The organism is Micromonospora sp. BQ32, from assembly GCF_059358895.1.
The window spans coordinates 20,586-35,357 of the sequence record NZ_JCADBI010000017.1 but is presented as its reverse complement, the minus strand read 5'-3'; the positions used below and the strand labels follow the sequence as shown (position 1 = coordinate 35,357).

At 69.2% G+C, this 14,772-nt stretch carries 11 protein-coding genes; 10 read left to right on the top strand and 1 reads right to left on the bottom strand.

Annotated elements, in window-relative coordinates; all coding sequences use genetic code 11:
- Positions 1-133 precede the first annotated feature (133 nt).
- The 8 genes from AC5L30_RS26645 (at position 134) to AC5L30_RS26610 (ending at position 9,070) form a co-directional block, all read left to right on the top strand.
- On the top strand, positions 134-1,381 hold the full coding sequence (locus AC5L30_RS26645; protein ID WP_494870404.1) for an ABC transporter substrate-binding protein: 1,248 nt from the start codon (positions 134-136) through the stop codon (positions 1,379-1,381).
- A gap of 76 nt (positions 1,382-1,457) precedes the next feature.
- Entirely contained in the window at positions 1,458-2,411 is a 954-nt protein-coding gene (locus tag AC5L30_RS26640; protein ID WP_494870402.1) for a carbohydrate ABC transporter permease, read from the top strand.
- Positions 2,408-3,238: a carbohydrate ABC transporter permease gene (locus AC5L30_RS26635; RefSeq protein ID WP_494870400.1), complete on the top strand. Its 831-nt coding sequence runs from the start codon at positions 2,408-2,410 to the stop codon at positions 3,236-3,238. Before AC5L30_RS26640 ends, AC5L30_RS26635 begins: the two co-directional genes overlap by 4 nt.
- A gap of 8 nt (positions 3,239-3,246) precedes the next feature.
- On the top strand, positions 3,247-4,428 hold the full coding sequence (locus AC5L30_RS26630) for a mandelate racemase/muconate lactonizing enzyme family protein (RefSeq protein WP_494870399.1): 1,182 nt from the start codon (positions 3,247-3,249) through the stop codon (positions 4,426-4,428).
- Positions 4,425-5,627 carry a fumarylacetoacetate hydrolase family protein gene (locus AC5L30_RS26625; protein WP_494870398.1) on the top strand — a complete coding sequence of 401 codons (1,203 nt, stop codon included), beginning with the start codon at positions 4,425-4,427 and terminating at the stop codon, positions 5,625-5,627. The genes AC5L30_RS26630 and AC5L30_RS26625 overlap by 4 nt, the downstream gene beginning before the upstream one ends.
- Positions 5,624-7,141 (top strand): aldehyde dehydrogenase family protein, encoded by a 1,518-nt coding sequence (locus AC5L30_RS26620; RefSeq protein WP_494870397.1) that lies wholly within the window; start codon positions 5,624-5,626, stop codon positions 7,139-7,141. The genes AC5L30_RS26625 and AC5L30_RS26620 overlap by 4 nt, the downstream gene beginning before the upstream one ends.
- Before the next feature lie 500 nt (positions 7,142-7,641).
- Positions 7,642-8,844: an RNA-guided endonuclease InsQ/TnpB family protein gene (locus AC5L30_RS26615; protein WP_494870395.1), complete on the top strand. Its 1,203-nt coding sequence runs from the start codon at positions 7,642-7,644 to the stop codon at positions 8,842-8,844.
- A 100-nt stretch (positions 8,845-8,944) separates the two neighbouring features.
- Positions 8,945-9,070: a hypothetical protein gene (locus tag AC5L30_RS26610; protein WP_494870394.1), complete on the top strand. Its 126-nt coding sequence runs from the start codon at positions 8,945-8,947 to the stop codon at positions 9,068-9,070.
- Positions 9,071-9,191: 121 nt separating this feature from the next.
- Here the strand turns inward: AC5L30_RS26610 and arfA are convergent, their stop codons facing one another.
- Entirely contained in the window at positions 9,192-10,724 is a 1,533-nt protein-coding gene (gene arfA, locus AC5L30_RS26605) for an arabinosylfuranosidase ArfA (RefSeq protein ID WP_494870569.1), read from the bottom strand.
- A 347-nt stretch (positions 10,725-11,071) separates the two neighbouring features.
- Here arfA and AC5L30_RS26600 point away from each other — a divergent pair, with 347 nt between their 5' ends.
- A complete protein-coding gene (locus AC5L30_RS26600) occupies positions 11,072-13,444 on the top strand; it encodes a glycoside hydrolase family 3 N-terminal domain-containing protein (RefSeq protein WP_494870393.1) in 2,373 nt (790 codons plus the stop codon).
- A 286-nt stretch (positions 13,445-13,730) separates the two neighbouring features.
- Positions 13,731-14,753, top strand: a complete 1,023-nt coding sequence (locus tag AC5L30_RS26595; protein ID WP_494870392.1) for a LacI family DNA-binding transcriptional regulator — start codon at positions 13,731-13,733, stop codon at positions 14,751-14,753.
- The last annotated feature ends 19 nt before the right edge of the window (positions 14,754-14,772 follow it).

The window sequence follows — 14,772 nt, the reverse complement described above, 5'->3', positions numbered from 1 at the left end:
CGCCGTCGCTTTCATTGCACATTATGCAATATAGATGACGCGATGCGCAATCGCCACTTGACTTCGTTGCACATGACGCTACGATCGTTGCAATTTCATCGGCTTGACGCCAACTCGTAACAGTGGAGTAACGATGGGTAATAAGCGCGCTCATTTCGGCATCGCCAGGGCGACCTGTGCCCTCGGCCTGGTCGCCACCCTCCTGACCGGTTGCGGCTCGGACGGCGACTCCGGTGACGGCGTCACCAAACTGACCTTCGCCGCCTCGACCTTCGGCGACCCGGGCCGTGGGCCCCTGTTGACGAAGTGGCTCGACGAGTTCAATTCGAGCCAGACCAAGGTCCAGGTCTCCGCCGCCGCGGTGCCGTACCCGACCTTCGGCCAGACCGTGCTCACCCAGATGGGCAGCGGCAAGGGTCCCGACCTGGTCCGCTTCGACATGCCCGAGTTCGAGGCGGCCTCGGACGCCGGCCTCGTCGCGCCGCTGGACAAGGTGATCGACGCCAGCAAGTACGACCTGCTCAAGCAGCCGGACCAGTTCATGGTCCACGACGGTGTCCGGCACGGCGTCATCTTCGAAGCGTCGAACTACGCGATGTTCTACAACGCGGACCTGATCCCGACGCCGCCGACCACCTACGAGCAGTTCGCCTCCACCGCGAAGTCGCTGACCAAGGGTGACGTCTTCGGCCTGGCGTTCCGCCAGACGGAGGCCGAGGAGGCCGGTGTCTGGCAGGACATCTTCAACTACGTCTACGGCTTCGGCGGAGCGTGGTCCGACGGCAAGAACCTGACGATCAACTCGCCGGAGAACCTCAAGGGCCTGCAGGCGTTCAAGGACCTGTACGACGCGAACGTGATCCCGCGCGGCGCGGACGCGGCCACCTTCCGGCGGATGTTCGCCGAGGGCAAGGTCGGGATGGAGCTCAACAACGGTGGCTACGTGACCGCCACCCGCGGCCAGAACGCCAAGCTGAACTTCAACGTCGCGCCCATCCCGTTCCCGGTCCGCAAGCAGGGCGCGATCCTCGCGCCGATCGTGATCAACGAGGCGAGCGAGGGCAAGGACGAGGCGGCGACCTTCATCAAGTGGGCGCTGGAGCCGCAGAACCAGATCAAGCTGCAGGAGATCCTGGGCGCCAGCAGCGTCGCCACCACCACGCAGCGCAGCGCGGAGGCGCTCAAGGCGACCCCGTTCCTCCCCGTCTTCGACGGGCTCACCGAGACCAGCCTGCCGCAGATCGTGCTGGGGTTCGAGGCCAAAACGCCGGACATCCGCAAGGTGGTCGTGCAGAACGTGGTCGCGGCACTGCAGGGCAAGGCCGACCTGAAGTCGGCACTGGATCGCGCCCAGCAGCAGGCGACCGAACTGGTCCGCTGACCGCTCGACACGGCGACGCTGCCGGCGCGACGATCCGTGCGCCGGCGGCGTCCTTCCCCCAGAAGGATCGAACCCGATGACTGTGGTCGAGCAGACCGGAGCACCGAAGACAACACCCCCAGGCCGGCCCCGGCGTCGGCCCAGCCCACTGGGTAGCAAGTGGACGCCTTACCTGTTCCTGGCACCCGCCGCCCTGTTCATCCTCGTCTTCCAGGCGGTACCCCTCGTCCAGGAGGTGTACCTCAGCTTCACCAGGACGAGGCTGCTCAACCCCACCCGCAGCGAGTGGGTCGGGCTCGACAACTTCAACCGGATCTTCGGCGACCCCGAGTTCCACCGCACCCTGCTGATCACCTTCGTCTACGTGATCACCTGTGTGGTCGTCGCGATCGGCGCCGGGCTGGTCGTCGCGCTCCTGCTCAACAGGAAGTTTCGCGGCCGCGGCGTGGCACGGGCGCTGGTGACCGTCCCCTGGGCCGCCCCGGGCATCGCGGTCGCGCTCATCGCCACCTGGATGCTCAACGCGCAGTACGGCATCGTGAACCGCTTCCTCGACGCCGTCGGGCTCGGCGTCCCGGGTGGCGCCATCCTGGACAGCTCGCGCTACGCGCTCCCGGCGGTGCTCGCCACGACCATCTGGCAACTGTTCCCGTTCACCTCCGTGGTGCTGCTCTCCGCACTGCAGTCCGTTCCGCAGGACCTCAACGAGGCCGCGACCGTGGACGGCGCCGGCCGATGGGCCACCTTCCGCGCCGTCACCTGGCAGGTCATCAAGCCGACCGTGGGTCTGCTGGCCCTGCTGATGACGATCTGGTCACTGCGGCGGTTCGAACTGATCTGGCTGATGACCAAGGGCGGACCGGTCGGCGCCACCGAGACACTCGTCATCGACCTCTACTCACAGGCGTTCGACTCGAAGGAACTCGGCTCGGCGGCGGCCATCGGAATGGTCGGCGTCGTCATCTCACTCATCGTCATCATCGGCAGCCGACTGGTCGCCCGTGCCGTGGAGAAGGGGGACGTCCGATGAGGCGCTTCCGTTTCGGGGTCACCGCACGGATCATCGCCGTGCTCGTCGTGCTGGGTCTCGCGGTGTTCCCGCTGTACTGGATGTTCGTCACAGCGCTGTCCAGCAACAGCGACCTCTTCGCCGATCAGCCCCGGCTCACGCCCGACCTCGGCCAGTTCGGGGTCTTCGTCGACGCGCTCGCCGAGGGCAAGGCGGCCGGCTGGCTGCTCAACAGCCTGATCATCGCCGTCGGCACGATGGTCCTCTCCGTCGGCCTGGGCATCCCGCTCGGCTACGCGCTGTCCCGATTCTCGTTCTGGGGCAAGGCCGTGCTGACCGTCGTGCTGCTGTTCACGCAGATGCTTCCCGAAGCGCTCATGGTCGTCCCGCTGTTCGCGCTGTTCCGCCGCTTCGAACTGCTCGACTCACTGACCGGCCTCGTCCTGGTGAACTCCGCCTTCGTCCTGCCGATCGTCGCGCTGATCCTCAAGGGCGCCATCGACGGCATCCCGAAGGAGCTGGAGGAAGCCGCGCGTGCCGACGGCGCCCGGCCCTTCACCACCCTGACCCGCATCAACGTGCCGCTCATCGCGCCGTCGATCGCGGCCACCGCGGTCATCGCCTTCTTCCACGCCTGGAACGAGTACGTGTTCGCGGTGACGTTCATCTTCAACCCCGAACTGCAACCCGCCTCCGTCGGCATCGCGAACTTCATCGGCGAACTGGGTACACCGATCCAGACGGTGATGGCTGTCGCCTTCCTGTTCACACTGCCCGCCGTCGCCTTCTACCTGTTGGTCCAGAAGTACGTGGTGTCCGGCATGACCGCCGGTGCGGTGAAGGGTTGAGTCGGAAGATGAAGATCGTCTCTGTCGACACGCTGGTCGTCGACTTCTACCGCACGAACCTCGTCATCGTGCGCGTGCACACCGACGAGGGGATCATCGGGCTGGGTGAGGCCACCCTGGAGGGCAAGGAACGCGCCGTCCAGGGTGCCATCGCTGAGCTGGCCGAGGCGGTGGTGGGCCTCGATCCCACCAGCATCTCGAAGATCCTCTACGAGACCGCGCGGGACTGGTACTGGCGCGGCGGGCCGGTCATCATGACCGCGTTGAGTTCGCTGGAGATGGCCCTGTGGGACATCTCGGCGCGCGACCTCGGCGTCCCGGTCTCCCGGCTGCTCGGCGGTGCGACCCGCGACCGGGTCCGCGCGTACGCGAATGGTTGGTTCTCCGGCGCGGTCACGCCGGAGGACTACGCGGCCGCCGCGCGCCGGACGGTGGAGTCCGGCTTCCGGGGCCTCAAGTGGGATCCGTTCGAGAACTACGACCTCACCATCACGACCGCGCAGTTGGACCGGGTGCTCGCCCAGATCGATGCGGTCCGTCAGGCGGTGGGCCGCGAGGTGGAGCTGTTCGTCGAGGGGCACGGCCGCTTCGACGTCCGCCACGCCATCAAGGTCGCCAAGGAGATCGCCCAGTTCGACCCGGTGTGGTTCGAGGAGCCCTGCCCACCGGACAACCTCGATGCGCTCGTCGACATCCGTCGCGCGTCGCCGGTGCCGATCGCCGCGGGGGAGCGGTGGTACGGCCGGCAGGGCTTCGCGCCGGCGCTGGCCCGCCAGGCGGTCGACTTCGTCCAGCCCGACGTGACGCACGCCGGCGGGATCGCCGAGCTGGCCTTCATCTCCACGCTCGCCGCGACCAGCTACGTGGGCTTCGCGCCGCACAACCCGAGCGGTCCACTCAGCACGGCCGCGACCCTGCAACTCGGGGCGACGCTGCCCAACTTCCGGTACCTGGAGATCATGGCGACCGACGTGCCCTGGCGTCCCGAGATCACCAACGAGCGGCTGGTGCTGACCGACGACGGCGACATCCTCATTCCGACCGGGATCGGCCTGGGCATCGAGGTGGATCTCGCCGCGATCGAGCAGCACCCGTTCACACCGCACCCGCTGCGGATGTTCCAGGACGCCGTCTTCGACATCCGTCCCCGCGACGAGCGGTCCTTCTTCAACCTGGCGAGCGACTCATGACGCTGCCACGGCCCCGGGGGCCGGGCGCGGACTGGGTCGGTACCGCCGCCGAGGCGTTGCCGGACGACGCCGACAGCGTCCTCATCGGCCGGATCTGGGACCCGTCCGGCGGCGGTCCCTCGCCGGTGACCGTGCGCGACGGCGAGGTCATCGACATCAGCCACCGGTTCCCGACGGTCCGCGACATCTGCGAGCTACCCGACCCGGCCGCGACGGTGGCCGGACTGGACGGGCCGAGGGTGGGCGACTTCGGGGAGATACTGGCCAACACGGGGGCCGCGACCCGGGACCGTGGCCGGCCCTGGTTGCTCGCCCCGGTCGACCTCCAGGCGCTCAAGGCAGCCGGGGTGACCTTCCCGATCTCCATGATCGAGCGGGTGATCGAGGAACGGGCCCGGGGAGACCTGGCGCTGGCGGCGGACATCCGGCAGCGCATGCTCGCCGACGTCGGTGTCGACCTGCACAGCCTGGAGGCGGGCTCGCCGGAGGCGGATCGGCTCAAGAGTCTGCTGGTCGCCGAGGGCATGTGGAGTCAGTACCTGGAGGTGGGGATCGGCCCGGACGCCGAGATCTTCACCAAGGGACAGATCCTCTCCGCCGTCGGCACCGCCGTTCCGGTCGGCGTGCTCGCCGCGTCGACCTGGAACAACCCGGAGCCCGAGGTCACGCTCATCGTCCAGTCCAGCGGCCGGATCGTCGGCGCGACCCTCGGCAACGACGTGAACCTGCGCGACATCGAGGGCCGCTCGGCGCTTCTGCTTCCCCTGGCGAAGGACAACAACGCCTCCTGCGCCCTCGGCCCCCTGATCCGGCTCTTCGACGACCGGTTCGGCATGGACCGGGTACGCGAACTCGAGGTGCGCCTGGAGGTTCGCGGCGTGGACGGCTTCCACCTGGAGGCGGTCTCGGAGATGACCCAGATGTCGCGTGATCCGGAGGAGCTGGTCCGGCAGCTGATCGGGCCGCACCACCACTATCCCGACGGCGCCGCCCTGATGCTCGGCACCATGTTCGCGCCCATCCAGGACCGGGACCGCCCCGGTGAGGGTTTCACCCACAAGGTCGACGACGTGGTACGGATCAGCTGCCCGGCGCTCGGCACCCTGGTCAACCGGGTGCGGCACGCGGAGGAGTGCGAGCCCTGGCACTTCGGCATCCGCGATCTCATGGGCAATCTGGTAAGGAGAGGACTGCTGTGAACGTGGTCATCACGGTCGATCCGCGCGACGGTCAACGTCGCGCGACGGATCTCACCGAGACCGACGAGTCTCGGCTGGAGGCGATCGCCGGTCAGACGTCCCCGGCGGCGCAGTGGCTGGCCGCCCGCGGGAGGCTCGGCCGCGCGGAGTTGCTGGACGCGATCGCCGCGTCGCTGGAGTCCCGTCGGGTGGACCTGGTCGCTGCCGCCGAGGCGGAGACCGGGCTGAGCCACGCGCGCCTCGACCAGGAACTCACCCGCGCGGCGCTCCAGTTCCGGATGTTCGGGGAGGTGCTGCGCGACGGCGCGTACGTCGAGGCGACCATCGACCACGCCGCCGACACACCGCTCGGTCGCGGTCCGGATCTGCGGCGGATGCTCGTACCCCTCGGGCCGGTCGCCGTCTTCGGAGCCAGCAACTTTCCGTTCGCCTTCTCGATCGCCGGCGGTGACACGGCCGCCGCGCTCGCGGCCGGGTGTCCGACGATCCTGAAGGCCCATCCGTCCCACCCGTTGACCTCACACGCCTCCGCCGCCGCCATCGAGTCGGCCGTCCGCGACCTCGGCGGACCCGAGGGTGTCGTCGCGACCGTGTACGGGGAGCAGGCCGGCCGCTCGCTGGTGCGCCACCCGGCGATCCGCGCGGCCGCCCTGACCGGCTCGGTGAACGCCGCCCGCGCCATCCAGGCGGCCATCGACGAACGGCCCGACCCCATTCCCCTGTACGCCGAACTGAGCAGCGTGAACCCGATCGTGGTCCTGCCCGACGCGGCCGCCGCTCGGGCAGACCAGATCGCCGAGGGGCTGTTCGGCTCCTTCACGAACTCCGGCGGTCAGCTGTGCACCAAGCCCGGCCTGGCGTTCATCCCGTCGGATCCGGCCGGTGACCGCCTGGTCGACGCGCTGCGGGCGAGAGTCGACACGTCGGGCGGCACCGTCCTGCTCAACGAGCGCATCCGGGACGCGTACGAGAACCGGTCCACGGAGTTCGAGCGGGCCGGCGTGCGGGTGTCGGCGCGGCCCAAGGTCGAACCCGGGGCGGGCTTCACCGTGGCGCCGACCCTCCTGGAGGTCGGCCTCGCCGGCCTGACCGCCGAGATCGCCGACGAATGCTTCGGCCCGCTCCTGGTCGTGGTCCGCTACGACGACGCGGCCGACCTCGACGCCGCGCTGGCCACCGTCCCGCCGTCGCTGACCGGCTCGCTTCACCGCGGACCGGGCGACGACGCCGACGTCGTACGCCGGCTGGTCGACGTGCTCGCCGGCCGCGCGGGTCGCATCGTCTTCGACGGCTACCCCACCGGTGTCCGGGTGTCGTGGGCCCAGCACCACGGTGGACCGTGGCCGTCGACCAACGCTGTGCACACGTCGGTGGGCGCCACGTCGATCCGACGGTTCCTCCGCCCGCTGGCGTGGCAGGACGCCCCGGCCTGGGTCCTCCCCGAGGAGTTGCGCGACGAGTACACCGCCATTTCCCGGAGAGTCGACGGGAGGTTGCAGCCAGCGGCCGAATAACCGCCTTTGCCGGTCTCTCCCAGGCGCGTTTCCGGGCCACCTGCGGCTGGCGCGCGAATTCCTTGACGAAATTGACCCGACAAAGAATTCGCACGCCAGCCGTTCTGGCGCCGATGAAGCGCGCCCGAATTGTTTTCGACGATCCTTTGCTCGATTTCCGTCTTGACCGTCAATGCAATTCATGGTTTTGTTTTCGACAGGGAACGATGTTAGCGCTCGCATAGCTGCATCGCTCGTTACTGGTATCCCTTCACCTCACCATCGAATGGTCGGTCGGCCGCTCGGTGCGGTCTGACCACACGCCGAAGAGGGAGCAGGAACATGCCCGTCGCACCTCCCCGTCCCCTGATGCCGGCACCGACACGCCGGCTGATGCTCGCGCTGCTCGCCGCCGTCACCGCCCCGCCCGCCTCGGCCGCACCCCCCGCGCCCCTGGGCCCGACCGTCTACCAGTGCGGACGTCTCCGAGATCAGCCATAGACCAACGCTAGACTCGACGCGTGCAGCTTCGGTACAACTACCGGCTCTACCCGGATACCGCCCAGCGCGAGGCGCTGGCGAAGGCGTTCGGGTGCGCGCGGGTGGTGTTCAACGACGGGCTGCGCGTGCGACAGGAAGCACACGAGGCTGGCCTGCCGTACCCGACGGACGCCGAGCTGTCTAAGCGGGTTACCGTGGCCAAGTTGACCCCGGAGCGGGCGTGGCTGGGCGAGGTGTCATCGGTGGTGTTGCAGCAGGCCCTCGCGGACCTGAACAAGGCATACCGCACCTTCTTCGCCTCGCTGTCGGGCAAGCGCAAGGGCCGCAAGGTCGCCGCTCCCCGGTTCCGGTCCCGCAAGGACAGCCGGCAGGCCGTCCGGTTCGCCGCCAACGCCCGGTTCAAGGTCCTCGACAATGGTCGACTGCGGCTGCCGAAGATCGGCGACCTGGAAGTCCGTTGGTCGCGGGAGTTGCCGGCTGCGCCGACGTCGGTGACGGTGCTCCGAGACGCCGCCGGTCGGCACTTCGCCTCGTTCGTGGTGCAGACCGCCGACCAGCCGTTGCCCGAGCTGGACTCGGAGGTCGGCATCGACCTGGGGTTGACGCACTTCGCAGTGACGGCCGACGGAACGAAGGTGAGCGCGCCGAAGTTCCTGCGCCGTGCAGCCCGCAAGCTGCGCCGGTTGCAGCAGGGCTTGTCCCGCAAGCAGCGGGGCAGCAGCAACCGCAAGAAGGCCGTCCGGAAGGTCGCCCGCGCGCACGCGAAGGTGGCCGACACCCGGCGGGACTGGCAGCACAAGCTTTCGACGCAGATCATCCGCGACAACCAAGCGGTGTTCGTCGAGGACCTGTGCGTGACCGGTCTCGCCCGGACACGGTTGGCGAAGTCGGTGCACGACGCCGGGTGGTCGCAGTTCGCGGCCATGCTGGAGTACAAGGCCGCCCGGCACGGGCGCACCTTCGCCCGGGTAGATCGGTTCTTCCCGTCGACCCGCATGTGCTCGGACTGCGGCCGGATCAACGACAAGATGGCGCTCAACGTCCGGACGTGGGGCTGCCCGTGCGGCAGCCTGCACGACCGAGACGTGAATGCCGCCAGGAACATCAGGGCCGCCGGACGGGCGGACCTCAACGACCGTGGAGCGCAGGTAAGACCGGCACCCGTGCCGGCGCCGCGCGGCGAAGCGGTAACCCGCCGGGAGCTTGCCCCTTCGGGGGCGTAGCAGACCGGAATCTCCGCCCTCCAGGGCAGAGAGGGCGTCAAGCGTTCACCCACGACTGTCGACTTTCTACGCGGGTGACACACACCTCGGGTCGGCGCCGGTGCACCACGGCGTCGCCCGGCTGAAGAAGACCGTCCACGGTCAGCTGGACGCGCCGGTGGTCGCCCGCTACCGGGGCGACAAACTCCTCAACGAGTCCCAGAGCGCGCCGGTCGACGCCCGGTAGCGACAGGCTCGACCCCGTACTCCCTGTTGCGGGGAAGTCCCGGCCGCGCACCCCTGGTGAAGCCAGGGTGTGCGCGGCCGGGGCGCGTCCGGAATCGGCGGGCCGGCGGATCGTCAGCCGATCACGGGGTCGTGTCGGTGGCGCGCAGGCGCAGCATGGTCCAGGACGCGGGCGGAAGAGTCAGCTGGACGCTGGCGTCGGCGCCGCGTGCCGTGCCGTTGGGGCGCGGCGCGGCGTGGTCCGGGCCATCGGCCGTGTTCTTGGCGTGCAGGTCGTTGCCGCCGACGGTGACGCACTCGATGATGTCGCTGACCTGGGCGCCGGCGACGTCGATGGTCACCTCGGCCGGGGTGTCGAGGGCGCGGTTGACGAGGAAGACGGTCATCTCCCCGGTGGTGTCGTCCCAGGTGGAGACCGCGTCGACCGCGTCGATCTCACCGTAGCGGTCGGTGGTCGTCGTGCTGCCCTCGCGCAGCACGTCCAGCACGGTGCCCTGGGCGTGTCGGGCGGTGCGGGCGAAGGGGTGGAAGATGGTCTGACGCCAGGCCGAGCCGCCCGTCTCGGTCATGATCGGTGCGATGACGTTGACCAGTTGGGCCTGGCAGGCCGCGCTCACCCGGTCGCTGTGCCGGAGCAGGCTGATGAGCAGGCCGCCGACGACGACCGCGTCGGCCACGCTGTAGTGATCCTCCAGCAGCGGCGGCGCGACCGGCCAGTCCTCGCCGCTCGGCGGCGTGGACGGTGCGGCGGACTGGTACCAGACGTTCCACTCGTCGAACGCGATCATGATCTTTTTGGTTGACCGACGGATCGCTCCGACCGAGTCGGCGATGGCGGTGACCGCGTCGATGTACCTGTCCATGTCCTCGGCCGAGGCGAGGAAGCTGGCCAGGTCGTCGTCGACCGGCTGGTAGTAGGCGTGCAGCGAGATCAAGTCGACGTCGTCGTACGCCTCGGTCAGCACGTCGCGCTCCCAGCTGCCGAAGGTCGGCATACCGAGGTGTGAGGAGCCGCAGGCGACGAGTTCGAGATCGGGATCGAAGCGGCGCATGGCCTTCGCGGTCTGCGCCGCGAGCCGCCCGTACTCGGTCGCGCTCCGCTGGCCCACCTGCCACGGGCCGTCCATCTCGTTGCCCAGGCACCACAGCTTGATTCCGTACGGGTCGACCGCGCCGTTGTCGCGGCGCTGGTCGGCGAGGTGGCTCCCACCGCGGTGGTTGGCGTACTCGAGCAGGTCGACGGCCTCGGCGGTGCCGCGGGTGCCGAGGTTGACCGCCATGATCGGATCCACGCCGGCCTTGCCGACCCAGCGCATGAACTCGTCGAGCCCGAACGCGTTGGTCTCCAGGCTGTGCCAGGCGAGGTCGAGCCGCGCCGGTCGTTTGTCGACCGGGCCGACGCCGTCCTCCCAGCGGTAGGAGGAGACGAAGTTGCCGCCCGGGTAGCGCACCGTGGTGACGCCCAACTCGCGCACCAGCGCGAGGACGTCGCCCCGGAATCCGTCGGCGTCGGCCGTCGGGTGCCCCGGCTCGTAGATTCCGGTGTAGACGCAGCGGCCCAGGTGCTCGACGAACGAGCCGAAGAGCCGGCGTGGCACCGGTGCGACGCGTCGGCGGGGGTCCAGGGTCAGGCGGGCCTCGAGGTGGGTGTTCAGGGCTGGCTCCCTTCGTGCGAGGTCCGCCGCGGAGATCCTTACCGGAGCCGCCGGACCGAGGGGTGGTGGGGCAGTGCGAGCTCTGGACAACGTGATCAGCTTCGATTACGTTCTCGATCTATGTAAACGTTACCGATTACGTTTACGTAAGGGAACACGACGCCTGGATCAATGTCCGGCCGGCACGACCCCCGGGCCGTGCCGGCCCAGCTGACCGGGTGTCTCGCTCCCGCGCGCTTCGCCACCACCGCTTCCCGGCCGCCGTCCGCAACGTGCGGCCAGGCGCCCGTGGCGTCGTGACCGACGGGGCCGGATGACGAGCTTGTCGCGGTGATTGGGGTGACCGGGTGACCACTGTTGAGCCGGAGACCGAGGCGATCTACGCCGACGCGACCGCGCCCGTCGACGAACGGGTGTCGGATCTGCTGGCCCGGATGACCCGCGAGGAGAAGCTCGCGCAGTTGGGCAGCACGTGGGCGTTCACCGTGCTGGAGGGCGGACGGTTCGCCGCGGAGCAGGCTCGGCCGATCCTCCGACACGGCCTGGGGCACGTGACCCGCATCGCGGGCGCGACCAGCCTCAAGGCGGCGCAGGTGGCGCGCGCCGCCAACGCCATCCAGCGCTTCCTGGTCACCGAGACCCGGCTGAGGATCCCGGCGATCGTGCACGAGGAGGTCTGTTCGGGGGTGATGGCCCGCGAGGCGACCATCTTCCCGCAGGCGATCGGTGTCGCGAGCACCTGGGCGCCGGAGCTCAACCGGCAGCTGGCGGACGCCGTTCGCGCCCAGATGCGCGCCATGGGAAGCCACCAGGGGCTCTCGCCGGTGCTGGACGTGGTGCGCGACCCACGGTGGGGCCGGACGGAGGAGACCTACGGCGAGGACCCGTACCTGGTGTCCCGGATGGGGGTGGCGTTCGTCCAGGGTCTCCAGGGCGCCGACCTGACCGACGGCGTCCTCGCCACGGCCAAGCACTTCGTCGGCTACGGGGCGTCCGAGGGCGGGTTGAACTGGGCACCGGCCCAGCTGCCACCGCGTCTGCTGCGCGAGGTGTACCTGTACCCGTTCGAGGCGGCGGTCCGCGACGGCGGGCTCCAGTCGGTGATGGCCGGCTACCACGAGCTCGACGGCGTCCCGTGCCATGCCAACCAGGAACTCCTCGCCGACGTCCTGCGTGGGCAGTGGGGCTTCACGGGCAGCGTCGTCTCCGACTACTTCGCCGTCAACGACCTCCACTCGTACCACCACTTCGCTCAGGACAAGCAGCAGGCCGCGACGGCGGGCCTGGGCGCGGGCGTGGACGTCGAGCTTCCGGCGACGGACGTGTACGCGGACGCCCTCACCCGCGCCCTGGACGTCGGTGAGGTCAGCGAGGCCCGGCTCGACGAGGCGGTCGCACGGGTCCTGCGGCACAAGGTCGAACTCGGGCTCTTCGAGAACCCGTACGTCGACGAGGACGCGGCCGCGACGACGGCGAACGCCGAGCGGCACCGGAACGTGGCGCTGGAGATCGCCCGTCGCAGCCTCGTCCTGCTCAAGAACGACGGTGTCCTGCCGCTGGTCGGGGAAGCCGGAACTGTCGCTCTCATCGGCCCCAACGCCGACGACGCCCGACACCTGCTCGGTGACTACTCGTTCGCGGCCCACATCGAGACGTTGATGGAGGCGCGCAAGCGGCGCGGCCTGCTCGGCGAGACGATGACGATCCCGGACGATCTGGAGATCGACGAGAGCACCGACGGTGTGCCCACGGTGCGGGACGAACTCGCGGCGCGGCTGGGTGACCGGCTGCGCTTCGCTCCGGGCTGCGCGGTGCTCGACCCGTCGACGGAGGCGTTCGCCGAGGCGGTCGCGGTCGCCGCGGCGGCCGACGTCGCGGTGCTGGTCCTGGGGGACCGGTCGGGGCTGACGACCGGGGCCACCACGGGCGAGTCGCGGGACCGGTCCAGTCTGGACCTGCCGGGTGTGCAGGAAGAACTGGTCCGTGCCGTCGTCGCCACCGGCACACCCGTCGTGGCAGTGCTCGTCGCCGGCCGGCCCGTGGGCAGCGACTTCCTGCACGAGAAGTGCGCCGCGGTGCTGATGGCCTGGTTGCCGGGGGAGACCGGGGCGCAGGCGATCGCCGAGGTGCTGCTCGGTGAGGTGAACCCGAGCGGAAGGCTGCCGATCTCGTACCCCCGTAACGTGGGCCAGATCCCCGTCTTCTACGGCCACAAGGTGTCCGGTGGGCGGTCACACTGGCACGGCGACTACGTGGATTCGCCGGTCGCCCCGCGATACGTCTTCGGCCACGGCCTCGGGTACACCTCGTTCGTGATCGACGACGCCACGGTGGGCAGCGCCGAGGTCCGCGCCGGTGACAGCGTCGGTGTCGAGGTCACGGTCACCAACACCGGGCAGCGGGCGGGGGAGCAGGTCGTGCAGCTCTACGTCCGCGACCCGCAGGCCACGATCACCCGACCGGTGCTGGAACTGAAGGCCTTCGCCCGCGTCGAGGCCGCCGCCGGCCAGCGGGTGGCGGTGCGGTTCGAACTCCCCACGGGCCAGCTCGGTTTCTACGACCGGAGCATGGCCTACGCGGTGGAGGCCGGGCAGATCGAGGTGTACGTGGGCTTCTCAGCCACCGACCGTACCCATGCCGGCACCTTTGTCATCAGTAAGGACCCGGACCGGCCGACGCCGAAGGTCTTTACCGGGACCACCAAAGTTCGGCAGCTGTGATCGTTCACCCGGGCCGGAGAATGGTTGACGGAGCGTGCCGTCCTGTTGTCAACGGGTAGGACCGGCGCAGAAATCGGGGCCCCACTCCGACCGCCGGGAGAGGTCGCCCATTGCGTTCTCTGCAACGGCATCCTGGGTCAACCCCACCCTTGCAAGGTTCCAGTTAGGACGTTCTTCTCGGCAGTCGGGTAAGGACGAAGAGGTCTTGTGTTCGTAATCGTTGTCGGTTACGTTGGCAACATCCTGGAAACGTAACCGATAACGATTGCAGTCCAGAGAGAGCGGCATGATTGAAGTCAATTCGCCGGTAACAATGAGTGATGTTGCCCGAGCCGCAGGCGTTTCCACCGCCACCGTCTCGCGCGTCGTCAACGGGCATTACGGCGTCAGCGCTCGCACCGTCGCTCAGGTGCGCTCCGCCATCGAGCAGCTCGGCTACGAGTCGAGTCTGGTGGCCACAAGCCTTCGGCGCAGCCGCACCAACGTTCTGGGCCTCGTGGCGCACAGCTTCCAGTCGTACACGGCGGAGGTGCTCAAGGGCGTGATGAAGGCGCTGAGCCGCTCGGGCTTCGATCTGATCATCTACGCCAACAGCGACCTCTACGGGTCGTATTCGGAGGGTTGGGAGCAGCGGCACCTGACCCGCCTGTCGGGCACCCTCACCGACGGGTGCATCGTCGTCACGCCCTGGGGTGAGGTCCGCAGCCGGACGCCGGTCGTGGCCATCGACCCGGTGCGCGGCTCGACGGCGCCCTCGGTGACGGCCGACAACCTCGCGGGCGCCACCACCGCGGTCGAGCACCTGCTCGGCCTGGGTCATCGGCGCATCGGGTTCATCGCCGGCCGCGACAGCCTGGCCTCGGCCTGGTCGCGGGAGGAGGGATACCGCGCCGCGCTGACCAACGCCGGCGTCCCGGTCGACCCGACGCTGATCGGCCGGGGGGATTTCAACCCCGAGTCGGCAACTCCCCTGGCGCGCGTGCTGCTGCAACAACCGGACCCGCCGTCGGCGATCTTCGCGGCGAGCGACGGGATGGCCCTCAAGGTGCTGGAGGTCGCCCGGGAGCTGGGGTTCTCCGTGCCGGGGGACCTGTCCGTCGTCGGGTTCGACAACATCCCCGAGTCGGCGTTGACCGAGCCGGGTCTGACCACCGTGGACCAGTCGATGTATCAGCTCGGGTACGAAGCCGCGCGGATGCTGAAGTCACTGGTGACCGGCGAGTGGGACGAGCCGCGCCAGATCGTGCTTCCGACCAGCCTCGTCGTGCGCAGCTCGACCGCAGCACCGACGAGCGCGGCACGACCATGACATCCGTCCATGGGCGCAC